Genomic DNA, 24713 nt, shown 5'->3' with positions numbered 1-24713 from the left:
TCCCCCATCTCCCCCATCCCCTCTCTCGTCCCTTTTGTGGTAAAAAAATGCAAGAGTACGATCGCTTGTTTGCTACGATTGAAGAGCTAGTGATGCACCACTCTCCTAGTGGTGTTGAGTCGGAAGTTGACGACTGGTTAATCGATAGGTTTACGAAAATGGGAGTAAAGGCTTGGCTTGACAGTGCAGGAAATGCGATCGCACTAATTCCAGGTCGCGATTCTCAACACTCTATCGCAATTACTGCCCATAAAGATGAAATCGGCGCGATCGTCAAAACTGTAACATCAAATGGCCGAGTCCAAGTTCGTAAACTTGGGGGTTCTTTCCCTTGGGTTTATGGCGAAGGCGTTGTCGATTTATTGGGAGATAATCAAACCATTAGTGGTATCCTCAGCTTTGGTTCCCGTCATGTTTCTCACGAATCTCCTCAAAAATCTCAGCAGGAAGATGTGGCATTAAAGTGGGAAAATGCTTGGATTGAAACGAAATGTAGTGCGGAAGAATTAGCTAAGGCAGGCATTCGTCCAGGTACGCGCATGGTAGTAGGAAAGCACCGCAAACACCCGCTACGATTAAAGGATTATATTGCTAGTTATACCCTGGATAATAAAGCTTCTGTGGCAATTTTACTAGATGTAGCTGCATCTTTGCAAGCACCACCCGTTAATGTTTATTTGGTGGCATCGGCGAAGGAGGAAGTCGGCGCGATCGGGGCACTATACTTTACTCAAAGACAGGAATTAGATGCGTTAATTGCTTTGGAAATTTGCCCCTTGGCACCGGAATATCCCATTGATGATGGCGAAAAGCCAGTTTTGTTGTCTCAGGATGGCTACGGGATTTATGATGAAGGCTTAAATGGGGAATTGCGCCAAGCAGCCGATCGCGCGGGTGTGGTGGTACAATTGGCAGCGATCGCTGGGTTTGGTAGCGATGCCTCGATCGCCATGAAGTTTGGTCACGTAGCTAGGGCCGCTTGTTTGGCCTTCCCCACCCAAAACACTCACGGGTTTGAGATTGCTCATTTAGGTGCGATCGCTAACTGTACTCGCATTCTCACAGCCTACTGCCAACAGCCTTGGAACCAATAAAAAAAATTTTTGAAAAAGTAGTTGACAAACTCAGAAAGATGCGTTAAGTTAATAAAGGTGTGAAACACACGCCCCCATCGTCTAGAGGCCTAGGACACATCCCTTTCACGGATGCGACGGGGATTCGAATTCCCCTGGGGGTATCAAAAAAATTATAAGTGCTGAGTTGTGAGCTAATCCCATAATTCAGCACTTATTTTTTGTACCTTTTTAAAATTACGGTTAACGGTTAACTGTTAACGGTTAGCAATTATAGCAACCGCCACAACGTTTAGGGCATTCTCCATCCCCCAAATCATTTCTAGTATTGCCTTCTGCCTCCTGCCTCCTGCCTCCTGCCATACCTCATTATCAATGATACAAATAGGGTAAAGTGAGGGATTTTACAAGCGCAAATGCGATCGGAAATTGCCAGCTTTACGCTCACAAAAGTGGTGAAAAAAATAGAAAAATATCGCAACTATCGGATTTTCAGGTGAACTTAACTCAATCTAAAGGAAAGTGCTCTTGCCTCAGAAACAGACGACTTGAGAATTGCGATCGCCTACCAGACCCAGAAACCTCATCCCTCGCCCTTGAGTATCCTAAAATAGAGCACAAGTGTGACCAAAACAGAGTATCGCGATCGCCCTACACTCGTAGTCGTAAATCTTAACCCTCTTGCCGATTGTAAGTCAACCCTTTAACGTGGTAACTTAACAATAAGGAGTTATTTAGCCCAAACTCCACTTCCCCCCCCCTAACCCATAGTGCAATATAGATAAATTAGCCTTAAAGGGACTACCTCAAACTGGACAATTGTTCGCGTCAACGACCAGCGTCAAATAGAATTAAGTCCGCTTGATTAACCATTATTCCTCTAGGAGTGCTTCGCCTGCGAGATGTAATACAAGCTAGAAAGCTTGTAAACCCGCCCCAGCACCTAATCGTGGTTAACAAACTGGAATTGATATAAAATAAAACTCTATCGCTTTCCCGTGTCTGCCAACAGCTCCAAGTAACGCTAGTTATACCTTAAAGCCTAATCTTTGTACTTTGTTACAGGCTCTTTTAATTCCCACAGGTGTAAGGAACAGCAAATATGAGCTTGAACGGCCAAAGCAAAATTTCCGAAATTCTCAAAAAATACCGCTCGGAACTGTTGACAGCATGGCTCTCAGAGCAGATGACTGCTAGCAGTCGCCAAGACTCGCTCAAAGAAATAGAAGTACGGGAAGAGTGCAGAGAATTTCTAGACCTCCTAGTAGCAGCACTCGATCGCGGTAACTTAACTGACATCAACACCTCAGAATGGCGGCCAGTGCGAGAAATGCTTTCCAGCATATCGCGCGATCGCTCTCACAAAGGCTTCACACCCTCAGAAACCGCAACCTTTATTTTATCCTTAAAACACCCCTTATTCACCCAGCTACACTCCGAACTCGCAAACGATAGCCAAAACCTCATCCAAGAGATTTGGTCAGTCAGTACCCTCCTAGATAAACTAGGTTTACTGACCACAGAAATCTACCAAAAAGCCCGCGAAGAAGTCATCTATCGCCAGCAAGAAGAACTCATGGAACTCTCCACCCCAGTTGTAAAACTGTGGGATGGGATATTAGCCTTACCAATCATCGGTACCCTGGACAGCAACCGCACTCAAGGTGTAATGGAGTCCCTCCTACAAAAAATTGTAGAGACAGGCGCAGAAGTTACGATCATTGATATTACCGGAGTCCCAACCGTAGACACCCTAACTGCACAACACCTGCTCAAAACCGTTACTGCCGCCCGCTTAATGGGCGCTGACTGCATCATCAGCGGCATTCGCCCCCAAATCGCCCAAACCATCGTTTACCTCGGCGTGGATCTCGCGGACGTGATCACCAAAGCCACCCTAGCCGACGCTTTTGCTCTAGCATTAAAACGCATTGGAGCCAGCATCACCCGCAACCAGCCGCGCACTTAAGGAAGCATCATGGACGAAAAAATTCCCATACTTAAAATGGGTCAATTTCTCTTAGTTACGATCCAAGTCGATATGCACGATCGCCTAGCCATGACATTACAAGACGACCTCACAAATCGCATCAACCAGACAAATGCTCGCGGCGTATTAATAGATATTTCCGCCTTAGATATGGTTGACTCCTTCATCGGGCGAATATTAGGAAACATTGCCAAAATGTCGCAGATACTTGATGCCGAAACAGTCGTAGTTGGAATGCAGCCAGCAGTAGCCATTACTCTAGTAGAATTAGGGCTTTCCCTCAAAGGCATCCGCACAGCCTTAAACGTAGAGAGGGGAATGGCTCTATTGCGGCGATCGCTAGCAACTCCAGAGGAGATGCCAGATGACCGTGCAGAGGTCTGAAACCATGAGCATCAAAACCGCCGCAGACGTTGTGCTAGTAAGGCAAGCCGTCCGCAAGTTAGCCGTGGAACAAGGTTTGAGCCTCGTAGACCAAACCAAAATCGTGACGGCGGCCAGCGAACTCGCCCGTAATACCTTAGACTACGGCGGCGGCGGGCAACTACAACTGGAAACCCTACAAGAGGGAAACCGCCGGGGTGTGCGGCTCACCTTTGAAGACAAAGGCCCCGGCATTCCCGACATCGACCTTGCCTTAAAAGACGGCTTCACCACCGGAGGCGGGCTTGGCATGGGTCTTTCTGGTTCCAAGCGGCTCGTGAACGAATTTAACATCGTTTCTCGCGTCGGTGAGGGCACAACTATTACGATCGCTAAGTGGAAGTAGCTGACTTCTTTACCACCAAAAAAATAGTGAGAGTCATGTTGAAATTCCTAGACCTCTTGCCAAACCTCTGTCCTAAAACGAGAGAATTTTTGAAGTTTACTCCCCTTCCTTTATACCCAAAGTTATGTCTCATTTTTGTAGTCTTATTGAAAAGCAAAACCCTGCAATTTAATGAACCTAAGAAGACACAAAGGCATAGAGGAGGAAAAGAAAAGAGAAATAGATAACCTTAAACCAAACCCAGGAAGCAAATATGCCAGAACCAGTCGCCTTACCCATTCTAGAGTCCAGTCAAGCTGGCGAAGCGCGGCGGATAGCTGTAGCCTTTGCTAATCAACTTGGCTTCAACGAAACAGATCGTGGAAAGGTTAGCATCGTAGTCAGCGAGTTGACAAAAAACCTCGTCCGCTACGCCCGTAACGGTCAACTATTGCTACAAGCAAAAGTCTTAAACTCAATCGCGCTTATAGAAATCTTAGCCTTAGACTCTGGGCCGGGAATGAGCAGTATTAGCGAGTGCTTGCGCGACGGCTTTTCTACAGGCGGGACTCTGGGAAACGGTTTGGGGGCTTGCCAGCGGCTATCTAACTTTTTTGACATTTATTCTGTTACCAACGGCGGCACAGCCATATTAAGCCACATCTGGGCAACATCTTACGATTCACCCCCACCAGAAGATCGCCTAAAAATTGGCGGAGTTTGCTTACCTGTCAGAGGCGAGGATGTTTCAGGGGATGCTTGGGCCGTAGAACAGCAGGAAGATCGTAGTTTGCTGCTAGTGGCCGACGGGTTGGGTCACGGCCCGCAAGCTGCGATCGCATCTAATGAAGCTGTGAGGATATTTCGAGAGAATACTCATAAAAGCCCAAAAGAGATTATAGAGGCGGCTCATGGGGCTTTGCGAAGTACGCGGGGTGCAGTAATCGCGATCGCAGAAATTGACTTTCGTAGCGCATCGGTTCGCTTTGCAGGAATCGGAAATATTTCTGCCGCAGTCATTTCTCCCGATGCAAACTACAGCATGGTTTCCCACAATGGTACTGTCGGACATGAGGTTCGCAAAATTCAGGAATTTGTCTATCAGTGGCCCAAAGGAGGTCTTTTAGTCATGCACTCCGATGGGTTGGGTACGCAGTGGCATCTAGAGCGTTATGCTGGTTTAGTATCAAAACATCCCTGTTTAATTGCTGGAGTTTTGTACCGAGATTTCACTAGAGGTCGCGATGATGTGACAGTGCTTGCCGCTAAATAAAATTTTTAAGTTAACTGCTAACTGTTAACTGTTAACTGTCAACTGTCAACTGTTAGCAATTAGCAATTAGCAATTAGCAATTAGCCATTAGCAATTAGCCATTAGCCATTACCAATTAGCCATTAGCCATTAGCCATTAGCCATTAGCAATGACTTTCACTCTCCTAACTCTAGAAATCAAATTTGAACAAGATGTCGTCATGACTCGCCAGCGGGCGGGGCAAATTGCAAGTTTATTAGGTTTTCAGGCTCAGGATAAAACTCGCATTGCCACTGCTGTATCTGAAATTGGTCGCAATGCTTTTCAATATGCCGGAGGCGGAAAAGTTAAATTTTGGGTGGAAATATCTTCGCCTCAAACATTGATAATTTCCATTGAGGATCGAGGTCAAGGTATTGCTAATCTTAATACTATTCTCAATGGACAATATATATCTACAACTGGCATGGGTCTAGGTATTATTGGCAGCAAGCGGTTAATGGATCGATTTCAGATTTCCTCTTCGGTAGGTGAGGGAACTATCGTCGTGATGGAAAAAAACTTGCCGAGGTTGCCTTCTATTTTAACAGCAAAAGACTTAGGGCAGTTGGGCAGTAAATTGGCGATGCAAGCGCCTCAAAGTTCCTTTGAAGAAATTCAGCAGCAGAACCAAGAATTACTATTAGCTCTAGAAGATATCCGTCAGCGTGAAGAGCAGCTAATTCAGCTCAATTGCGAATTAGAAGATACTAATAGGGGAGTAGTAGCTCTCTATGCCGAATTAGATGAAAAAGCCGATTCCTTACAGAAGGCAAATGAAGTTAAAACCCGATTTTTATCAAATATGAGCCACGAGTTTCGCACGCCGCTAAACTCAATTATATCTCTCTCGCGGATACTGTTAGACAGGATGGATGGTGAATTGACATTAGAACAAGAAAAGCAAGTGACTTTCATCCGTAAATCTGCTGAATGTCTTTCGGATTTAGTTAATGACTTATTAGACTTGGCAAAGGCAGAAGCAGGCAAAATTGTAGTGCATCCCAATGAGTTTGAAATTAGCGACCTTTTTGGAGCTTTGAGGGGTATGCTACGGCCTTTACTGGCCTATAATTCGTCAGTTTCTCTAGTTTTTGAAGAAGTTGTCGGTTGCCATAAACTTTACACTGACGAAGGCAAGGTTAGCCAAATTCTCAGAAATTTTATCTCCAATTCGTTGAAGTATACAGAAGTTGGAGAAATTAGGGTTTCAGCGGCAATTGCTGGTAACACTGTTGTCTTTTCCGTAGCGGATACTGGTATCGGTATTGCCGTAGGCGATCGAGAGCTGATATTTGAAGAATATACCCAACTTAATTCTCCCCTACAAACACAATTTAAAGGAACAGGTTTGGGACTCCCGCTAGCCAAAAAATTAGCTGAATTGCTGGGAGGAAGTGTCTTTCTTACCAGCGAATTAGGGAAAGGTTCAACATTTTTTGCTACAATTCCTGTCGTTTATAACAGTATCAAAGAGGATGTGCAAAGGGAGAATTTCTCTTGCAATTTGGATGCAGCTCTCTATCCTATATTAGTAGTAGAAGATAATGTAGAAACTTTATTTACTTATGAGAAATATTTTCAGGGTTCTTGCTATCAAATGATAATAGCTGGATCGCTTTGTCAAGCAAGAGAGGCCCTTCAAGTTTTTAGACCTGTAGCTATACTATTGGACATTTTACTAGATAAACAGAGTACGTGGACTTTGATTGCTGAAATGAAAGGAAACGAAGCAACGCAGAATATTCCTCTGATTGTAATCACTGTCATTGACAACGAGAGGAAAGCTCGCGCATTGGGTGCAGATGCGTTTTTTATCAAACCTGCGGAGCGACTTCCGCTGCTCCACAAAATTAATGCTCTAGTCAAGGGGGATTTGCCGCAAAAAGTTTTGATTATAGACAACGACCAAGTAGCTAGATACTTGCTCAAGGAATACTTAGCCGATCCTAATTTTACTATAATTGAAGCTGAGTCTGGGCAGGAAGGTTTAGCGTTAGCTCAGACGGAAACTATTGATGCAATTTTTTTAGATTTGGAGATGCCAGGAATGAATGGTTTTGAAGTATTGAAACAACTTAAAAGCAATCCTGATACTAAGAATATCTCTGTAATTGTTAATAGCTCAAAGTTGCTCGACCCACAAGAGTCAATGTATATAGCACAAAACGCGATCGCAATTCTATCTAAAGAGAGTCAACATCACGAGGTGGCAAGCGGTAAACTCCGGGAAGCTCTGATAAAAGCAGGGCTTATACCTATAGCTAGGGACTAGGATGCTCAGGACTAGGGAAGAAGGGAATAGAATAAGCGGGTTCCAGCAATCAATCGTGTCCTAATCGCCTTGGCGACTGCTATATATACCCAGACTTCGCTCTCCCTCCTTTAAAATTACCGCTCTCCTATTTTATTTTTCTTCCTCTAGACGATCTCGGTCTGTGGTTGACTCGCAAAATAATGGTAGTTTTATCGTTTCGGCACTAAAAAAGCGATTAAATCAAACCTATAGCCTAATTCGTACCTTAATTCTTCCTTATTTTTTCCAAAAACTATGCCCGACCGACCTCAAGTCACGATCTTGCACGTAGACGACAACGCAGCTAACCGCTATATCGTTACCCGGATGCTTCAAAATGCGGGGTTTGATGTGCAACAGGCGGCCACTGGGAAAGCTGGCCTGCAATTGGCACTCGACTACCAACCAGATTTAATTGTCCTTGACGTGCAGTTGCCTGATATCAATGGGTTTGAGGTCTGTAGGCAGATTAAGACTAACCCTGCTACGGCGTTTATTCCGGTGCTACATCTCTCGGCTAGTTTTGTCAAGAGCGAGGATAAGGTACAGGGGTTAGATGGCGGTGCAGATGGCTATCTCGCCCAGCCTGTAGAGCCGATTGAGTTAGTCGCGACTGTCAATGCTTTGCTTCGTACCAGAAAGGCAGAGGAAGCGGCACGGCTACTGGCGAGGGAGTGGCAAACGACTTTCGATGCGATCGCGGATCTGGTGTGTCTGCTGGATAGCGATGGCAGTATAGTGCGGTGCAACTGCGCCGCGAGGGAACTTTGGGGAAAATCGGAAAGCGAGATTAAAGGTTGTTTTTATCAGGATTTGATCCAAGATACGATCGGTGCTACGGAAGTAAATCTCTTTATTCGGGCTCGAGAAACTGGCCGCCGACAAAATTTAGAACTGAGGTTTGGCGATCGCTGGTTTTCTGTCACTGCTGACCCGATTTTAGGCGATCGTGGTAATTTTGCAGGAGCAGTTTGGATTGTCGCCGATATCACAGACCGCAAGCAAGCCGAGTCAGCGCAACGAGAAACTGAAGAGCGGTTCCGTCTGCTGTTAGACAATGCACAAGACTACGCAATTTTCTTCCTTGATGCCCAAGGATACATTATCCGTTGGAGTGTAGGAGCTCAAAGAATTTTAGGCTATGAGGAAGCAGAGGCAATCGGTCAGCCGACATCGATTATTTTTACACCGGAGGATTTAGCTGCCGGCACAGACAAGCTGGAACTAGAGCAAGCAGTAGCGGCAGGTCAAGCAGAGGACGAACGCTGGCACATCCGTAAAGACGGCAGCCGTTTCTGGGCTAGCGGTATTCTCACTTCCCTGCAAGATGAGGCAGGATTGCGGGGTTTTGCTAAAATCATGCGCGACTTCACCGAACGCAAACAAGCTGAAGACGAACGCGCCCAGTTACTCATCCGCGAACAGAATGCCCGCACTCAGGCGGAGACTGCCAACCGGATGAAGGATGAGTTTTTGGCGACGCTATCCCACGAGTTGCGATCGCCCTTAAACGCCATGCTGGGTTGGCTGCGCCTGCTCAATACTCGCAAGTTTGACGAGAAGACGACAGCCAAGGCAATGGAGACAATTGAGCGCAGTGCTAGAGCCCAAGCGCAATTAGTTGAGGATTTGCTCGACGTTTCCCGGATCATTCAGGGTAAGGTACGGCTGAATGTCCGCCCAGTTGAACTTGTCACCGTCATTGAAGCAGCCTTAGATACAGTCCGCCCTGCGGCTGAAGCTAAGGAGATTCGCCTGCAAACCATCTTCGATTCCACAGGGGGGCTGGTGGCAGGAGACTCAGACCGCTTGCAGCAAATCGTCTGGAATTTGCTTTCTAACGCGGTTAAGTTTACGCTCAAAGGCGGGCAAGTTCAGGTCTACCTGGAGAGAGTTAACTCTCATGTTGAGATTTCGGTGAGGGATACGGGATTGGGGATAAAACCTGATTTTCTGCCCTTTGTGTTCGATCGCTTCCGTCAAGCCGACAGCTCAATCGCTAGAACTTATACTGGCTTGGGTATCGGTTTAGCTATTGTCCGCCATTTGGTAGAACTGCACGGCGGTAGCGTTCGCGCCCAAAGCGAAGGTGAGGGGAAGGGAGCAACATTTACTATTAAGCTGCCCCTAATGCCTATTCGCCAAAATCTGGAGACGGGAGAACGGGTACACCCCGGTATTGGGGGCGAACTTCCATTTGAAAATCTGCCAGCGCTCAATGGTTTGCGGGTGTTGGTAGTGGATGATGAAGCTGATTCGCGGGCCTTTCTTACGGCTGTGCTTGAGGAGTGCGGCGCGGAAGTTGTGGCAGTGGGCTCGGCAGTTGAGGCGATCGCGACCCTTAAAAGTTTGAAACCTGATATTTTGCTCAGTGACATCGGAATGCCAGAAGAGGACGGCTATGCTTTGATCCGCCAAGTGCGATCGCTTTCACCACAGGAAGGGGGGCAAATTCCCGCAGCAGCACTCACAGCTTATGCTAGAGCTGAGGATCGGACGCGATCGCTTTTGTCCGGTTTTCAGATCCACTTACCCAAACCGATCGAACCCGCTGAATTAGCCGCCGTCGTCGCTAACCTCGCCAATAGGACGGGTTAACAGTTAATTGCTAATTGCTAATTGCTAATTGCTAATTGCTAATGTAATCAGTAATCAAAGGAGTTGGGATGGGACGGCCTAATTTTGAGAAATTGGAAGTTTATCAATTGTCTGAAAAATTAGCAGATGAGATTTGGCACATTGTTGAAGGATGGGATAACTTCGCTAAAGATACACTTGGTAAACAAATAGTCCGTTCAGCAGATAGCATCGCGGCTAATATTGCAGAAGGCGAGGGTCGATATAACTTCCAAGATAATCGGCGTTTCATAAAGATTGCTAGAGGTTCTCTGTATGAAACAATCAACTGGTTAAGACGTGCCTACACACGGAATCTTTTAACAAATGAACAAATAAAACGCCTTAACTCAGTCATTGATGAATTGTCTCCAAAACTCAATGCTTACCTAAAATCAATCGGCAATTAGCAATTAGCAATTAGCCATTAGCAATTAGCAATTAGCCATTAGCCATTAGCCATTAGCCATTAGCAAAATATTTATTTTTCCGTCAATCTATCTAGCTTTTCTCTCGTCCACAAATTGAAAAGAGATTGCACCAAAAACCACGAACCCAAGGCTGACAGAGAAAAAGCTGCGATCGCACCTCCTTGATATCCCCCAATTAGCAACACCGCACCCGATAGAAAAACAAAGCCAGTCAAGCAGGCATAAATCAGAGTTTTAACAGCCATATTAATCCGCTTCAGAGCGCGATCGCTTTCTATTGTCCGCACCCGCACCTGCAACTCGCCGTCTTCAATCCGCTTTTCTAAATGTCTGATTAAAACTTCTGCTCTACTCGGCTGCTGTAACTTAAATCTAACATAATTTCTAGCTTGTTTTGCCAGCTCTCCCACCAAATTTCCTCGTTCTTTTTGGGAGACTGTAGTTAAGCTTTTAACAAACGGTTTAGCACAAGCAACAGGGTTGTATTGAGGATCTAAAGTTCGAGCAATACCATCAAGAGTCGTCAACGCTTTCAGGATGAACATCATTTGTCCCGGCAATCGAAATGGCTGTTGCTCAAACATCAAGTACAATTCATCCTTGATTTCATTAAAAGCTTGAAAATCAATCGGTTTTTCAGTAAACTTTTCCAATAGGAACGCTACCATTCTCCGCACTGGCATCATATCCGGCACAGGTTCAATTAAACCCATCAAAATCAATGTTTCTAAAACCTCATCACTATCTTTTCTCAACACTCCAAAAAAAGTTCTAATCATCTGCTCTTTAGCCAGAGATTTCACCTCTGCCATCATCCCAAAATCATAAAAAATTAGAGAGCCATCTGCATTAACTGCCATGTTTCCCGGATGCGGATCTGCCTGAAAAAAACCGTCTTGCAACAATTGTTTTAAGTAACAGGAAATCCCTAACTGATTGAGACGTTTTAAGTCTATCCCTTTAGCTTCTAAACTTTGTCGATCGTCAACCTTTATACCTGGTAAATACTCGACAGTCAACACCTTTTTGCTAGTATATCGCCAATAAACTTTAGGAACCATAATGCCGGGATAGCCTCTAAAATTATTAGCAAATCGTTCAGCATTTTTACCCTCTTGTATATAGTCAATTTCTTGATAAAGAATTGTGAAAAATTCATTATAAAGTGCATCTAAATTATATTTTCTAGTCCAAGGCAAATACCGCTGGCAAAAACGCATAATTTTGTAAATAGCTTTAACGTCCAAATCAAACAACTTTTGCAATCCCGGACGTTGAACCTTTACAACTACATCTTCTCCCGTATGTAGCCGAGCTTTGTGTACCTGTCCCAAACTCGCAGCCGCAATCGGAAAATGGTCAAAATCACGATATAAAGCATAAATTTCTTTACCAAGTTCAGATTCAATCAGAGCGATCGCTTCTTCCGCATTGAATTCAGGTACTTTATCTTGCAATTTTTGTAATTCATTAACATACTCTAAAGGGAGTATATCTGCACGAGTTGAGAGAGCCTGACCAATTTTAATAAAAGTTGGGCCTAAATTTAGCAAAGTCTTGAGTAGCCACTCAGCACGGACGGATCTTGTATAAGGCGAGTTATTTTGAAATAGCCTATCCGCCCACAAATAGAACATAAACTGTCCTGCGGCGGTAAAAACATCTATTTGTCGAGTTAAAGGTGAAGATTGAGCCCGTTGCCAGCGAAGTGGCTTAGGTGCAATTTTTGTGAGCATAAATATAGGGGCTAGGGGCTAGGGGCTAGGGGCTAGGGGAAAAGAGGGAGATGGGGAGATGGGGAGGATGGGGGAGATGGGGGAGATAGGGGAGATGGGGGAGATGGGTAATTAGCGATTAGCGATTAGCGATTAGCGATTAGCGATTAGCGATTACCAATTACCAATTACCAAATTTTTACTATTCCTCCTGACTTGCGTGTTGCCCTGGAAACAGGGGTAAGGTTAGGGTGAAGCTAGTACGCCACAACTCAGTAGTTTCGGGATTCTCTGCTGGCCCAGAGCTAAACGCGGCAATAGTGCCGCGTAAGTGCTTTACTAAGGACTTTACCAGAGCTAAGCCCAAACCCGTACCAGGGATAGCTTGTTCGGTAATACCGCTTCCCCGCCGGAACTTCTCAAAAATATGGGGCAAGTCTTCGCTGGAAATACCGCGCCCGATATTGGAGATACTCATAACAATTTCGCCTGCGGCAAAATAGGCCGCCAAAACGACGGTACTGTTAGCCGCAGAGTATTTGCCGGCATTTGTCAATAGTTCCAGCAGAATGCGCCTTAGACTTTTGGGATCGGTTTGTAGGGGTAGGGGTCTGCCGGGTATTTCTACTGCTAGATGTAAACCCTTACCTGCCCATTTTTGGTCAAAATCTTGAGCTAAATCTTGAATTAAAAGCTTGAGGTCAATTTTTTCGGGTTCGATAGAGTCTGACTGGGACTCTAACTGTTGTAGGGCTAGTAAATCGTTGATCAGATTGGTTTCCTGAGAGCATTGTCGATCGAGAATATCAAGATAGACGGCGCGGCGCTCCGGGGAGAGGTCGGACTGACGTAACATCCGAATGGCAAGGGTCATACTCGTCAGAGGTGTCCGCAACTCGTGGCTGACGGTGCTCAGAAATTCGTCTTTGAGCTGATTTAGCAGTCGCAGTTGGTCAACTTGCCGACGAGTTTGTTCGTACAATTTAGCTTGCACGTCAAGACTTCGCTGTAACTGGGCAGTGCGATCTTCCACAAGGGCTTGCACTTGCTGTAGTGTTTGAGTCTGAATAATCGCTGCACTGATTTGGGCTGCTACTAATTCTACAAGCTCTAATTCTTCTGGCTGCCAGAGGCGGGGTGAAGAGTCTTGCAATATTAAGAATCCTAAAATAGTACCTTGGGTTGCTCCTACTAGGGGAACTAGCAATAAGGCTCTGATGCTGGGGGGCTTAAAGATTTCAGCGGCATAATCAAGGTATTGATTTGGTAACTCCTTGGTATCTGCGATCGCTAACAGCTTGCGAGCGCGAGTAAATGCCTCCTGGCACAAGGAACACTCCGACAGCCAGAAAGAGGATGGGGAGGATGGGGAGGATGGGGAGGATGGGGAGGATGGGGAGGATGGGGAGGATGGGGAGGATGGGGAGGATAGGGAGGATAGGGAGGATAGGGAGGATAGGGAAGATTTAACTCCCCCATCTCCCCCATCTCCCCCATCTCCCCCATCTCCCCCATCTCCCCCGCTCCCCTGCTCCCCCGCTCCCCCGCTCCCCCGCTCCCCCGCTCCCCCGCTCCCCCGCTCCCCCGCTCCCTTAGACCACTCGCAGACGATTGTGACTTTAGCTTTGGGAATTTGGTTGGGGGAGTGAGTTTTAAATAGGGGATCTGTGTATTTCAGCAGGGCGATCGAGCCGCGATCTACTTGCAGGGTATCGGCAGTACCCTCGATCGCTAGTTGTAGAATCTGGTTGAGTTCTAGAGGGGTGTCAATTATGCAGGTCAACCAACTGAGCAGAGTTTGGTATTGGGATTGACGGTGGACTGCTTGCTGTAGAGTGGTAATCTGTTGAGTTTTTTCAAGTTGAGAGATGGCGATCGCAGCCATTGTCGCTATGGCTTCTAGGCGCTCTAAATCTAAGACTGACCACACGCGAGGCTGTACGGAACCGATAACGATCGTTCCGTTGATGACCCCTCCTAAGCGAGTGGCGATCGCCAACATCCCCCGAAAAGGAAGCGATTCTCCTTCTATATCCAAGGTACTACTCACTTCCCTGGTCTGAATGTCAGCAATTGCCACAGAACGCCCGCCCAGGAGCATTTTGCCAAAAGCAGGACGCTCAGTCAGCGATACTAAGAATTTGTTAACTGGAGTTATTTTGGGCAATTGGGAAATCTCAGTAGAATCGACAGTCCGATCCATTTCCCAATAACCCGTCTGAATCTCTGCGCGATCGCTCTTGAGGGCAGCAACCAGACAACAGTCCCCCTGGCAAGCAGCCCCCAATACCTCTGCTATTTTTGGCAGCACTGTTTCTGGAACTAGGTTCGCCAGAAGAATTTGGGAAATTTGCTGCCCCAGTTGAGCAGGATCGGTCTGGTTCTGCATGAGACGACCCATAAATTTTTGAAGTAATACTGGTTCTTGCCCTGCGTGTAGATGCAATGTCAAAGGCTTTGCCATCCGCGAGTGAGCTCTAGCAAAGTCTTGATTTCCCTGAGAATTTATCATGATGGCAAAGCCGTTATTTAAAATGTTTTAGCCTGTAGGCCGCAGAATTGTACTCTACGGCTAATAGGCAAACCCTGTTTATAATTAGGTGGCCGCAAATAAAATAAATATTATTCTAGCGCAGGCTATCCCCCGCTGAATTGTGCTAGCTTTTCACCCCTACAAGTCAGGCATAGAAATAGTTGCGAACAATCTCGGCGCTCCTCTTCCCCGATTCTACCTTTAACTATGCCTACTTACTTATAATAAAATAGCTAAAATTTCTGAGATTGAATAGGCGCTATTGCCCCTCCGAGAATTTACGTAATACTCAATGTCAACTCTATACATACCCGGTCAAATATTTGACTTCACTAACTCACTAGAGTTATTATTAAGCTAATATTATAAAATATTTGTAATATTAATTGTGAGATTCTTTTGCCTGCAACCAAAACTTCTGGTTCTCACCCTGCTGCGATCGTTACACTACTGGATTTAATCACCGCAAAGACTTCTTTCCCTTTCTTTAATCCCAGTTTGTCGGCGGATGTACGAGTGACAATTGACACTAACTCTACTGATGGTGCGATCGCCAGGGTAACTTCCGCATTCACTGTACCTTTGACAATGCGTTTCACTTTGGCTCTCAAAACGTTGCGGGCACTGATTTGTAGCGCCTGTAATCCTACTGTACTCATCGAGCCGTTACCAAAGCTTGCCGAAGGTATCCCTTCTTCTCCTTCCTCCTCTAAATCCTCAGAAAATTCTATGGAGTTGACATTAAGTTCGGCAGAGGAGGACGATTGCCCCATCTGTCGAATCATTTCTCGCAAAATTTCTGTTTTTGTCCGCTGGGTCTGTTGACAAATCTGTTCGAGAATTTGCCGCTCTTCATCGGAGGATTGGAAAGTAATCCAGCCTTGCTCTTTTCTTGGCATCGTAGAATACCAAATAAGTTGGTATAATGTTGGTATGATTGGGAGTTGAATATCATTCTAGCGGTAAATCGGTCGTCCGATCGCTTTGAGCCAACTATACCAACCCAAATTTCTCAACTCAAGTTCTATGAAACGAAAACTTATTCTCGCCTTTGTAAGCGGATTACTGGCAGCTCTACTGGGAATCGGCTTCAAGGCAGTCATGCCCGTTCCAGTCAACGCTCAATCTCCTACGCTTCTAATTGCCGCCGCAGCTAGTTTGCAAGAAACCCTTAAAGAAGTCGATCCACTCTTTAAATCTGCCAACCCAGGGATTGCAGTCAACTACAACTTTGCGGCATCCGGGCCCCTTCAGCAACAAATTGAGCAGGGCGCACCCATCGATTTATTCATTGCGGCTGCAACTCGACAAATGGATGCTTTGCAGCAGAAAAATCTGATTCTCACCGATACTCGTCGCAACATACTCACTAACAGTCTGGTGTTGGTAGTGCCGAGTAACTCCACGCTAGGACTAACAAGCTTCAAGCAATTAACCAACTCCAACGTCAAAAGAATTTCGGTAGGAGAACCGCGCAGCGTTCCGGCTGGACAATACGCAGAAGAAGTGTTTAAAAATCTGGGAATTTTAGATCGACTAAAGTCTAAATTTGTCTATGGCAACTCGGTTCGCAACGTTTTAGGAACTGTTGAAAGTGGTAACGCCGATGCAGGAGTTGTCTATGCCACCGATGCCAGAATTTCAAACAAAGTAAAACAAGTGGCAACTGCTGCTAGTAATTTGCACTCTCCAATTGTTTATCCAATGGCAGTCATTAAAGCTAGTAAAAATCAGTCAACTGCCCGTGCCTACGCCCAATTTCTCACCAGTCAGAAAGCTCAACCTGTCTTTAAGAAATACGGCTTTGGTATTGCTAAATAGTCTTTAAAGAAGGGGCTAGGGGCTAGGGGCTAGGGGCTAGGGAAGAGAGGAAAATAAACTTCCGGTCAAGCTAAGTCAAGTCTGAAAAGAAGGGGCTAGGGAAGAGAGGAAAATAAACCTCCGGTCAAGTTAAGTAGATTCTGACCGGAGGTTATTAAAAGCCTTTGTCGCGATCGGATGATTATAGACGATCTAATCGATGGCGATTATGACATCCGATGCTTTGATCACTGCGTATACTTCCTTACCGGCTGCCAGTCCTAGATTTTCAGCCGAGGTTTTGGTAATAACGGCTGTAACTTCCACACCAGGAGACAATTCGACTGTCACTTCATCGTTTACCGTGCCTGTCACCACAGACTTCACTATTCCCTTCAAAGTATTACGAGCACTAAATTTCATTCACTTTCTCCTAAATTACAAACTTATACGGCAGGCATAAACATAGGTTTTGGATTATCAAAAATGCCGGGATGAAAAGCCATCCCAGACCCTCAATAATTCATTGTTTTGCCTGTTCGCAACTGTTTGGGTTAACGTACTTATTATACTTGCTTTAGCTCCATAATGTTTATTTGCTTTATAAATACCGAATCCCGTAATATATAGCAGGAAGCTAGGGGAAAAGGCAGGAGGTTGACTGTATCAATAATTTGGAGAATTGGTATTAGCGATCGCTATAACTCAATTCTTCTTCCCTCTTACCTGAGCATCGGAGCATCGTATCCCTTTCTTCTTCCCCTAGCCCCTAGCCTCTAGCCCCTAGCCCCTACAAATTTGTTCTGCATAGCAAGTCAAGCTAGTGAGATTCTTTTGCAAATCAAAGGAGCAAGGCTTCAATGCCAATGTACCTAAATTTAATTCATCCTGAAATCGTTTAATTTTGTCGCGACAGGTGGCGACACTGCCGATAATTGAGTTCTCCAACAAATAGGTTTCATCAAAGCAAGTTTGTTGATTGGCAGATGGTTTGAGATGCTGGGTATTGCCATCATGTTTTAGACTGGCAACATTTTTTGTCATCCTAGTTACAAAAGAGCGAATAAATGGTAAAGCTTCTTCAATTGCTTCCTCATCGGTGCGACTGACAAAAAAGAAACGAGAGAGCACTAACTTTTCAGCACCATTGGAATTAATGGCGCGATAGTGAGCTAGATTTGTCTTCAATCGATCGAGAGAAAAGGGTGCGCCTCCCATCAAACCAAAGGAATGTAATGCTGCTTGCTCAATCGCATCTCGATCGCTCGTTGCTAGATAAACTGGAATCGGAGACTGTAACGGTTTGGGATGGATAGTTAAGCGATCGCATTGATAATACTTTCCCGCAAACGAAACCTCCCTCCCGTACAGCAACTTATCAACCAACTCCAAGGCTTCTAACATCCGGTGGCGAGATTCGCTCATGGCAATGCCAAAATGTTGATTTTGCTCTGGAAACGGGCCACCTTTTGCTACTCCTAATAACAATCTGCCATTACACAAATGATCTAGGGTAGCGATTTCTTCTGCCACTGTCACGGGGTTATGAAATGCCAGCAAAACAGCAGCAGATCCAAGTTTAATCCGGGATGTCACTCCTGCTAGATATGCCATCAATACCGTAATCGACGGGTTAATATGAAAATCGCTAAAGTGATGTTCTGTAATCCACGCTTCCTCAAAACCCAAGGCTTCGGCATGGAGCACCAACGCATTCTGTTCGACGATTGCTCGCTGGGCATCCTGATAGTGATTTTCGTAGGTGCAAAAGAGTCCTGTCTTCACAATTTATCTCCAAGTATTTAGGGGTAGTAATAGTACAAAATGAATGAGAAATTAGCTTTTTGGTTAACATTGTCTTGGTCTGTCGAAAGACAATAAAATACTGAACGATCTCAAAGAAACGCCGCTTATCGAAAACACCTTGAATTAATTTTTCTATCTCGGTCTGCCCTGCAAAAGAGCTATCTTCTCCGTTAACCGAGTTAATTGTAATCAATTGTTTCCATGAATTTGTGAGTGTGCCGATCCGAGACTGCACACCATTAGAAAGCACTAACAACTCATTAAATGCGAAAAACTTGGGCAGGTGTTCTTTATAATCTTGAAGCTGTAAATAAGCAGTGCGGATTGACCATGATTCATCCCCGCCATGCAGACCATGAAAGACTGCTAAGGGTAATCCGTTGATAAAGATAATTAGATCCAGACAATGTTGATAATCTCCCTCAATCACAGGAAAAGAGTGGATTACTAACCAGTCGTTGTTAAGTAAATTGGAGAAATCTATCAGTTCTAAGGTAAGGGGTGTACCAGACTCGGTTACTGAAGACTCAACTTGAATACCATTCAATAATTGCAAATGCCATTGACGGTTTTGTTGCAGCATTGGCCGGCTGCGAGTTGTTGTGAGCTGATGGAGGAGAGACTCAATCTGCTGAGGTGTAACCGTTGGATTAATGCGCTGCATTGCCTGACGAAAGCGATCGCCCAGTATGCTATTGCAATAACTTCGCAAAATCCCCTGATGTCGTCCTGAGACAATATCTGATTGAAGCAAAACGGTATAGCCCAGCACCTCGAACCATGTCAGCATAGCTTCTACAAGGGGTTCCATAGACTTAGAGTCGTTCAACCAGGTAGTGACACGATCTCTAGTCCGATTGGTTGTGTTTTGGGGCGATCGACTCATAGATTCCAGAAAGCCTCAATGACAGTAGAGCAATCTTACTATTTACCAACTATATTGGTATCAACCTGGATTTTGGATTAGCAATTAAGGATGTACTCGCAAACTCTAGCCTGCTGGTAGTCAACTTCTCAAATTTCTATTAGGTCAGGGTACGAGTATTTTTTTTGCGGTTAGGGGCTAGGGGCTAGGGGCTAGGGTAAGAGAGAGGGAGCAGGGGAGCAGGGGAGATGGGGAGGATGGGGAGGATGGGGAAGATAGGGGAGATGGGGAGATGGGGGAGATGGGGAAGATAGGGGAGATGGGGAAGATGGGGAGGATGGGTAATTAGCAATTAGCCATTAGCCATTAGCCATTAGCAATTAGCCATTAGCCATTAGCCATTAGCCATTTGGTGATTATGTTCCCTACCTTCCCCAGTTTTCAGTCCCTAATACTTCTGAGCTTCCTGTTGTGCGTCGTCACTGTATTGGCGGTAAAGCGCAGCTCTGTTTACAGCGGTATCGTAGCGTGGATGAGCGGGCACTACTGCGCTCATCAGTTCGGATGCTTGCTGCCATTTAGCAGCTATTACCAACCAATCCTCGCGAGTTTGAGCGTTTTTACCACTGTCTGCGGCTTGTTGAGCTAGCCGCACAGCTTGTGCGAAATCATCTTGAGATTGAGCGATACTTGCAGGTTTTGGGGTTGCCGGAACTGGATTGGGGGAAATGTTGTAGGGTACGGATTGAGTTGTAGCTTGAACAGTCTCAGAATCTTGAGCATTAAGCCAATTGTGCAGTACCAAACCTACCATCAGCAAAAATAAACTCAGGCTGACTCCGCCGACTAGACCCCGCTGATATTGTCGCCGATCGCGTAACAGAGATGATGAGGAAGTTTTGGGTAAAACTGGCTTCTGGGATTGAGTTTTGCCTGAGCGAAGCCAGCCGAAGATATAGTTAAGATCCTCGAAGGACTGTTTAAAAAAGTTGGGCTTTGCGAGGATAATTTGTTTTGACCACAGCAATTGATTTTCGGGATTTCGGCTAATTTCTTCTAGCCAGAGCAACTGCTGTTCTCGGACAATCCGGCTGTTAATATTGACTCGGCGAATGTAGCGCGGTGAAATTCCTTCGAGAATCTGTCGAATGCGCTCCACCAAGGTAGACTGTTCGAGCTGATCGACTTTTGGGGCCTCGCATAGCAGTTGTAAGACACCATCTGCAAACACAGCTCTAGTTCTGACACCGACTTCTGCCAACTTTTCGTTGAGCACTTGAATAATCGCTGCAACACTACCCTGACGAGCTTGTATGGCTATTTCATCAATCCGATCTACCATTTTAGGTTCAAGAATGAATTTATAGTTCAGTCCGAATGTATTTATGTGATTTTTCATAAGACTATCAGTTAAGGAGGGTAACGGGTAGAGTCAAGAGGAGAACATGGCTTGAGTGTTGCTTCAGCTTGAGCGATCGCACTTCAGGAACTCTTTGTACTCTAGAGGGCATAGCAAGTTAGAATGTAGCGATCGCCATACATGAAAACTCCTGCATCACCTCAACCGAACCGAAAAATTAACTATGAGCAAAGTAATTCGCGGTCAAATTTTTGTTTTAGATGATAATATCGATACCGATCAAATCATTCCTGCTGAATATCTCACCTTAGTTCCTTCCAAGCCAGACGAGTATGAGAAACTAGGAAGCTACGCTCTAGTAGGGTTGCCCAATCGTTACGGCAAGTTCATACAACCCCCAGAAATCAAAACGCGCTACCCTATTATTGTTGCAGGAGAAAATTTTGGTTGCGGCTCTTCACGGGAACACGCTCCCATTGCATTAGGAGCTGCTGGTGTCCAAGCGGTTGTCGCTCAATCTTACGCCCGGATTTTCTTTCGCAATTGCTCCGCTACAGGTGAATTGTACCCTTGGGAATCTGTCGAGCGGCTATGCGATTTATTTGCTACTGGCCAGGATGTTAGTATCGATTCTGAACAAAATCAAATCATTAATCACACTCTAGGCAAAACTTACGAACTTAAGCCTCTGGGAGATGTAGGGCCAGTAATTGATGCTGGAGGACTTTTTGACTACGCTCGTCTTACGGGCATGATTGCCACTCGGTAATCAGTTAACAGTTAATTGTTAACAGTTAACCGTTAACTGTTAACAATTAACTATTACTTTTGGATAAATTTCTGGAGCTTGCGAACCATTTTATCGATGATTCCTTCTTCGTTATCATCAACCAAAGCTTCTGCTTCCGTGCGCTTGACTACATCTTCCGGCAGGTTTAGCAACTGCACTAATTTTTGATAGGCTGCTGCTTCATCAGCGTTGATTTTGGGTTCGTCAGGCGTGCGAGCACTAGAAGCAATCACTTCATAACCTAGTTGCAACACTAATTCGCGTTCTTCCTGGCTTTCTAATTGTGGAATCAATTCATCTAAGGGGAGATTTTGCATCAAGTAATCTCGCAATTCTTGTTGCACTTGTTGCACTTGTTGCTGATTGTCACCGGGGGCAAATAAACGACTGAAGCGGTTTAACATTAAATCCACTTCTTCTGTTGCGAGTTCTCCGTCAGACCATGCCATAGAAGCAACAATCCTTAGTAGGTTCATTTGACGGGGATTAATGGATGGAGGAGGTGGTGGTTGCATAATAAAAATTGGTAATTGGTAATTGGTAATTGGTAATTGGTAATAGCTAATTGCTAATTGCTAATTGGTAACTGTTAACTGGTAATAACGTAAGTGTGACCCCCTTATGAACGTAAGCATTACTCCTTAAACTCTTGTGCTTTGTTAACAGTTAACAGTTAACAGTTAACAGTTAACCGTTAACCGTTAACTGTATATCATGTCACAAATTTGGATAGAGGCACTCCGAGCCATCCAGCAAAGTTTTGTTTCTGAATTGATGTTGGGTGCTCTAATGTTAGAATCTGATAGCGATTGGGGCGGGGTTTGACGAGAGTAACTCGACAAGTCCGCAGTTCGTCTTGGTGAAAGACAGTCACGGCGATCGCATCTCCCGGCTGATAATCTTTAAGGCGATCGCTCAAATGTTCAGCAGTTACCCGGAAACCGTCAACTGCTAGCAATTCGTCCCCAGCGTCAATACCCCCTAACTGTGCGGGCCCCCCTGCTTCCACAAATTTTATCATCTCCCGTCCATTCTCTATCCCTGCGGTCAAACCGATGTGGGGGGAACCACCAGGATCGTCGCCTACTAACTGAAGTCCAAAGGGTTCTAGGTATTCGTTAAATGGCAACTCTTCGGTGCTGTCTAGATACCGCTGAAAAAAGTCGCTTAAATCTATCCCTGCTACTGACTCAATTACACTTTGTAACTGTTCGGGGGTAAAGCCAACTTCTGTTCGGATCTCGTTAAAAAGTGGCTGTTGCTGATTTGGGGAATTAGCAGTCCCTTTGCCAAAATTTTCCCACATAATTCGCATTACATCATCAAGCGATCGCGTATTTCCGTGACGCGCCCGAATCAGCAAATCTAACAGCAATGACACCATTTCCCCTTTCAAATAATAAGAAATCTGGCTATTATCACTATTAGCATCTCGCCTGTAAAGCTTAATCCAAGCATCCCAACTTGACTCGTTTAGAGGTTGTACCTGACGACCAGGAGTTGTTTGAAAGCGAGTAATTTCCTTACCCAAACTTTGGAAAAACCCCTTAATATCATAAATTCCGGCTCGGAAAGGAATCACTAGATCGTAATAGCTCGTCGTGCCTTCCGAAAACCAGAGAGAAGGAGTATAATTCTCTCCATCATAGTCAAAAACTTCTAAAGCTTTAGGGCGGATACGCTTAACATTCCACAGGTGGAAAAATTCATGAGCGACTAGCTGCATGAAGCGATCGTACTTTTCCTGACGGCGAAAACCAAAGCGAGGATAGTTCAGCGAACAGCTAAACTTGTGTTCTAAACCGCCAAAACCTGAACCTGATAAATGCAGCAGAAATAAATAGCGATCGTAAGGCAAATCTCCGAATAATTCAGCTTCGACCTCAATAATTTTCTGCATATCCCGAATCATGCGCTTCGGTTCGAGATTGCCTTTACCCCAAATCGCCAAGGAATGAGATTTTCCTCTGACTTCAAAATCATAAAGTTGGTGAGAGCCAATCTCAAAGGGGCTATCTACCAAAGTATCAAAATCCACAGCCAGGAAAGTATGAGATTCCTGTAAGATAGCAGGCAAAGTAGTAGTAACTTGCCAAGAAGGTTTCGGTGGCACAATAGTCACCGTGTAAGAATTACGCTCAAATCCAGGGATATAAAAAAACAGTGCCGCCCCATTAAAATAGCCATGAGAGGAGTCTAAATGATTAGTCCGCACTGTCAATTCATTAGCAAAAATGCAATACTGCACCGTTACTTCCGAGATATTTTCCGTCTCAATTTGCCAGTGATTTTTGCTAATTTTGCGCCAAGGCAAAGACCGATTTTCTCCAGCGTAGGCGCGGAAGTTCTGGAGGTGCCTAGCGTACTCTCGAACTAAGTAAGATCCCGGAGTCCAAACCGGGATTTTTAAATCCAGAACAGATTCGTGCCAAGCTTGCACGCGCAAAGTCACTTCAAACAGGTGATTTTCTGGCTGGGGCATGGCTACCCAGTATTGAATCCCCGGCGCTATCTGCTCTGAGTTAGCAGTTCCGCTGGCTGGTAACGGGCGAGAGATGGTGGCATCAGTCATTGATTTGCTAAATTCTTCAAGTGCTTGAGGTTGGTCAAATGGATGGCTTGACGGTCAGGATCGATTTTGATCCAACCTTTGCTATCCAGTTTTTCCATAATTTTGCTAGTTTCCTCTAGACCGATATCTGTCACGTCCGCTAAGTCTTTGTAAGGGATGTTAAAGATGTCAGTACCATATTCGGTTTTTTGACCATAGTTTTCTGCTAGTTCGACTAAAGTATTGGCTAGTTTAACGGCTGGTGGTCGGTTACGGATTTGATAGCGCAGGTTGGTTTGGCGCAGCCGTCTTACCATCAATTGCAACATTCGGTGGTGCAACTGCTGGTCTTTAAATAGGATTTGAATAAATCGCTGAGCAGTGACGCTAATCAACCGCACTGCTGAAAGGGCAATCACGTCATTGGAGCGGGGGGACTCGTCCAGAATGGCCATTTCGCCAAAGAAGTTGCCGCGCCCCAAAATCGCCAAAGTCACGACATTATCTCCAGAGAGACGGCGGACTTTGACCCAGCCTGACACCACAAAATAGATGGCGTTGCCCCAAGCGTCTTCCATTAAGACAGCTCTGCCTGGTGGATATTCGTGCTTAACGGCAACGGACAGCAGACTTTCCAATGTCTGTGGGTTGGCTCCCTTTAAGAGGGGGAAAAGCTCACTAAAAGCTTCTGTCTCCATGAAAACTCGCGGTAATGGGGAAATTTTAATATGCCACAGCCGGCAGTTGGGGAACTAAGGTTGCTCGGCAAAAAGAACTTTTTGCTCCTTAATTATTGATGATAAGGGCGGTGGGGCTTGGATCGTATGAAAATCTTAAGATTCTTTGT

General features: G+C 45.3%; 21 protein-coding genes and 1 tRNA gene. 12 read left to right on the top strand and 10 right to left on the bottom strand.

Going from position 1 to position 24713, the window contains the following annotated elements:
• Positions 1-47: 47 nt before the first annotated feature.
• The 10 genes from OSCIL6407_RS0112370 (at position 48) to OSCIL6407_RS0112330 (ending at position 10425) form a co-directional block, all read left to right on the top strand.
• Positions 48-1094, top strand: coding sequence for a M42 family metallopeptidase (locus OSCIL6407_RS0112370; RefSeq protein WP_019487280.1), 1047 nt, complete (start codon positions 48-50; stop codon positions 1092-1094).
• 70 nt (positions 1095-1164) lie between these two features.
• Positions 1165-1237, top strand: a tRNA-Glu gene (locus tag OSCIL6407_RS0112365).
• A gap of 230 nt (positions 1238-1467) precedes the next feature.
• Complete coding sequence (locus OSCIL6407_RS34225) at positions 1468-1749, top strand: hypothetical protein (RefSeq protein WP_148288860.1); 282 nt, start codon at positions 1468-1470, stop codon at positions 1747-1749.
• Between the two features lie 426 nt (positions 1750-2175).
• Positions 2176-3042, top strand: coding sequence for an STAS domain-containing protein (locus tag OSCIL6407_RS0112360; protein ID WP_007356612.1), 867 nt, complete (start codon positions 2176-2178; stop codon positions 3040-3042).
• Between the two features lie 9 nt (positions 3043-3051).
• Positions 3052-3447, top strand: coding sequence for an STAS domain-containing protein (locus tag OSCIL6407_RS0112355; protein ID WP_007356611.1), 396 nt, complete (start codon positions 3052-3054; stop codon positions 3445-3447).
• Between the two features lie 4 nt (positions 3448-3451).
• On the top strand, positions 3452-3832 hold the full coding sequence (locus OSCIL6407_RS0112350; RefSeq protein WP_019487279.1) for an anti-sigma regulatory factor: 381 nt from the start codon (positions 3452-3454) through the stop codon (positions 3830-3832).
• Between the two features lie 253 nt (positions 3833-4085).
• On the top strand, positions 4086-5084 hold the full coding sequence (locus OSCIL6407_RS0112345) for an ATP-binding SpoIIE family protein phosphatase (RefSeq protein ID WP_007356609.1): 999 nt from the start codon (positions 4086-4088) through the stop codon (positions 5082-5084).
• A 149-nt stretch (positions 5085-5233) separates the two neighbouring features.
• Positions 5234-7378, top strand: coding sequence for an ATP-binding protein (locus tag OSCIL6407_RS0112340; RefSeq protein ID WP_019487278.1), 2145 nt, complete (start codon positions 5234-5236; stop codon positions 7376-7378).
• 276 nt (positions 7379-7654) lie between these two features.
• The gene (locus OSCIL6407_RS0112335; RefSeq protein WP_007356606.1) at positions 7655-9997 is read left to right on the top strand and encodes a response regulator; all 2343 of its coding nucleotides are present in this window, start codon (positions 7655-7657) and stop codon (positions 9995-9997) included.
• A 68-nt stretch (positions 9998-10065) separates the two neighbouring features.
• A complete protein-coding gene (locus OSCIL6407_RS0112330) occupies positions 10066-10425 on the top strand; it encodes a four helix bundle protein (protein WP_007356605.1) in 360 nt (119 codons plus the stop codon).
• A gap of 71 nt (positions 10426-10496) precedes the next feature.
• Here the strand turns inward: OSCIL6407_RS0112330 and OSCIL6407_RS0112325 are convergent, their stop codons facing one another.
• From OSCIL6407_RS0112325 to OSCIL6407_RS38125, 3 genes are all read right to left on the bottom strand, one after another.
• Positions 10497-12182 (bottom strand): ABC1 kinase family protein, encoded by a 1686-nt coding sequence (locus tag OSCIL6407_RS0112325; RefSeq protein WP_007356604.1) that lies wholly within the window; start codon positions 12180-12182, stop codon positions 10497-10499.
• 181 nt (positions 12183-12363) lie between these two features.
• Positions 12364-14673, bottom strand: coding sequence for a sensor histidine kinase (locus OSCIL6407_RS34220; protein WP_020699933.1), 2310 nt, complete (start codon positions 14671-14673; stop codon positions 12364-12366).
• Between the two features lie 446 nt (positions 14674-15119).
• On the bottom strand, positions 15120-15593 hold the full coding sequence (locus OSCIL6407_RS38125) for a TOBE domain-containing protein (RefSeq protein ID WP_007352979.1): 474 nt from the start codon (positions 15591-15593) through the stop codon (positions 15120-15122).
• A gap of 127 nt (positions 15594-15720) precedes the next feature.
• Here OSCIL6407_RS38125 and modA point away from each other — a divergent pair, with 127 nt between their 5' ends.
• A complete protein-coding gene (gene modA / locus OSCIL6407_RS0112310) occupies positions 15721-16515 on the top strand; it encodes a molybdate ABC transporter substrate-binding protein (protein ID WP_007352980.1) in 795 nt (264 codons plus the stop codon).
• 192 nt (positions 16516-16707) lie between these two features.
• On the opposite strand, the gene OSCIL6407_RS0112305 is transcribed toward modA, so the two are convergent.
• From OSCIL6407_RS0112305 to OSCIL6407_RS0112290, 4 genes are all read right to left on the bottom strand, one after another.
• Positions 16708-16917 carry a TOBE domain-containing protein gene (locus tag OSCIL6407_RS0112305; RefSeq protein ID WP_007352981.1) on the bottom strand — a complete coding sequence of 70 codons (210 nt, stop codon included), beginning with the start codon at positions 16915-16917 and terminating at the stop codon, positions 16708-16710.
• Between the two features lie 360 nt (positions 16918-17277).
• On the bottom strand, positions 17278-18279 hold the full coding sequence (locus OSCIL6407_RS0112300; protein ID WP_007352982.1) for an LLM class flavin-dependent oxidoreductase: 1002 nt from the start codon (positions 18277-18279) through the stop codon (positions 17278-17280).
• Positions 18173-19186 (bottom strand): type I restriction endonuclease, encoded by a 1014-nt coding sequence (locus OSCIL6407_RS0112295; RefSeq protein WP_234709941.1) that lies wholly within the window; start codon positions 19184-19186, stop codon positions 18173-18175. Before OSCIL6407_RS0112295 ends, OSCIL6407_RS0112300 begins: the two co-directional genes overlap by 107 nt.
• A gap of 427 nt (positions 19187-19613) precedes the next feature.
• A complete protein-coding gene (locus OSCIL6407_RS0112290) occupies positions 19614-20564 on the bottom strand; it encodes a hypothetical protein (protein WP_007356140.1) in 951 nt (316 codons plus the stop codon).
• Between the two features lie 184 nt (positions 20565-20748).
• Here OSCIL6407_RS0112290 and OSCIL6407_RS0112285 point away from each other — a divergent pair, with 184 nt between their 5' ends.
• Positions 20749-21294, top strand: coding sequence for a LeuD/DmdB family oxidoreductase small subunit (locus OSCIL6407_RS0112285; RefSeq protein WP_007356139.1), 546 nt, complete (start codon positions 20749-20751; stop codon positions 21292-21294).
• Between the two features lie 53 nt (positions 21295-21347).
• Here OSCIL6407_RS0112285 and OSCIL6407_RS0112280 read toward each other — a convergent pair whose 3' ends face one another.
• From OSCIL6407_RS0112280 to OSCIL6407_RS0112270, 3 genes are all read right to left on the bottom strand, one after another.
• Positions 21348-21830, bottom strand: coding sequence for a tellurite resistance TerB family protein (locus OSCIL6407_RS0112280; protein ID WP_007356138.1), 483 nt, complete (start codon positions 21828-21830; stop codon positions 21348-21350).
• A 197-nt stretch (positions 21831-22027) separates the two neighbouring features.
• Entirely contained in the window at positions 22028-23887 is a 1860-nt protein-coding gene (locus OSCIL6407_RS0112275; protein WP_007356137.1) for a M61 family metallopeptidase, read from the bottom strand.
• Positions 23884-24564 carry a Crp/Fnr family transcriptional regulator gene (locus OSCIL6407_RS0112270; protein WP_007356136.1) on the bottom strand — a complete coding sequence of 227 codons (681 nt, stop codon included), beginning with the start codon at positions 24562-24564 and terminating at the stop codon, positions 23884-23886. Before OSCIL6407_RS0112270 ends, OSCIL6407_RS0112275 begins: the two co-directional genes overlap by 4 nt.
• Positions 24565-24713 lie beyond the last annotated feature (149 nt).

It is taken from the genome of Kamptonema formosum PCC 6407, from assembly GCF_000332155.1.
In the GTDB taxonomy this organism is placed as follows: domain Bacteria; phylum Cyanobacteriota; class Cyanobacteriia; order Cyanobacteriales; family Microcoleaceae; genus Kamptonema; species Kamptonema formosum.
This window is presented reverse-complemented; position numbering and strand designations above follow the sequence as displayed.

Excerpts from the sequence above, each read along its gene's own strand:
- OSCIL6407_RS0112370 (WP_019487280.1), top strand. The coding sequence starts at position 48 with ATGCAAGAGTACGATCGCTTGTTTGCTACGATTGAAGAGCTAGTGATG.
- OSCIL6407_RS0112360 (WP_007356612.1), top strand. The coding sequence starts at position 2,176 with ATGAGCTTGAACGGCCAAAGCAAAATTTCCGAAATTCTCAAAAAATAC.
- OSCIL6407_RS0112355 (WP_007356611.1), top strand. The coding sequence starts at position 3,052 with ATGGACGAAAAAATTCCCATACTTAAAATGGGTCAATTTCTCTTAGTT.
- OSCIL6407_RS0112350 (WP_019487279.1), top strand. The coding sequence starts at position 3,452 with ATGAGCATCAAAACCGCCGCAGACGTTGTGCTAGTAAGGCAAGCCGTC.
- OSCIL6407_RS0112345 (WP_007356609.1), top strand. The coding sequence starts at position 4,086 with ATGCCAGAACCAGTCGCCTTACCCATTCTAGAGTCCAGTCAAGCTGGC.
- OSCIL6407_RS0112340 (WP_019487278.1), top strand. The coding sequence starts at position 5,234 with ATGACTTTCACTCTCCTAACTCTAGAAATCAAATTTGAACAAGATGTC.
- OSCIL6407_RS0112335 (WP_007356606.1), top strand. The coding sequence starts at position 7,655 with ATGCCCGACCGACCTCAAGTCACGATCTTGCACGTAGACGACAACGCA.
- OSCIL6407_RS0112330 (WP_007356605.1), top strand. The coding sequence starts at position 10,066 with ATGGGACGGCCTAATTTTGAGAAATTGGAAGTTTATCAATTGTCTGAA.
- OSCIL6407_RS0112325 (WP_007356604.1), bottom strand. The coding sequence starts at position 12,182 with ATGCTCACAAAAATTGCACCTAAGCCACTTCGCTGGCAACGGGCTCAA.
- OSCIL6407_RS34220 (WP_020699933.1), bottom strand. The coding sequence starts at position 14,673 with ATGATAAATTCTCAGGGAAATCAAGACTTTGCTAGAGCTCACTCGCGG.
- OSCIL6407_RS38125 (WP_007352979.1), bottom strand. The coding sequence starts at position 15,593 with ATGCCAAGAAAAGAGCAAGGCTGGATTACTTTCCAATCCTCCGATGAA.
- modA (WP_007352980.1), top strand. The coding sequence starts at position 15,721 with ATGAAACGAAAACTTATTCTCGCCTTTGTAAGCGGATTACTGGCAGCT.
- OSCIL6407_RS0112305 (WP_007352981.1), bottom strand. The coding sequence starts at position 16,917 with ATGAAATTTAGTGCTCGTAATACTTTGAAGGGAATAGTGAAGTCTGTG.
- OSCIL6407_RS0112295 (WP_234709941.1), bottom strand. The coding sequence starts at position 19,186 with ATGAGTCGATCGCCCCAAAACACAACCAATCGGACTAGAGATCGTGTC.
- OSCIL6407_RS0112290 (WP_007356140.1), bottom strand. The coding sequence starts at position 20,564 with ATGAAAAATCACATAAATACATTCGGACTGAACTATAAATTCATTCTT.
- OSCIL6407_RS0112285 (WP_007356139.1), top strand. The coding sequence starts at position 20,749 with ATGAGCAAAGTAATTCGCGGTCAAATTTTTGTTTTAGATGATAATATC.
- OSCIL6407_RS0112280 (WP_007356138.1), bottom strand. The coding sequence starts at position 21,830 with ATGCAACCACCACCTCCTCCATCCATTAATCCCCGTCAAATGAACCTA.
- OSCIL6407_RS0112275 (WP_007356137.1), bottom strand. The coding sequence starts at position 23,887 with ATGACTGATGCCACCATCTCTCGCCCGTTACCAGCCAGCGGAACTGCT.
- OSCIL6407_RS0112270 (WP_007356136.1), bottom strand. The coding sequence starts at position 24,564 with ATGGAGACAGAAGCTTTTAGTGAGCTTTTCCCCCTCTTAAAGGGAGCC.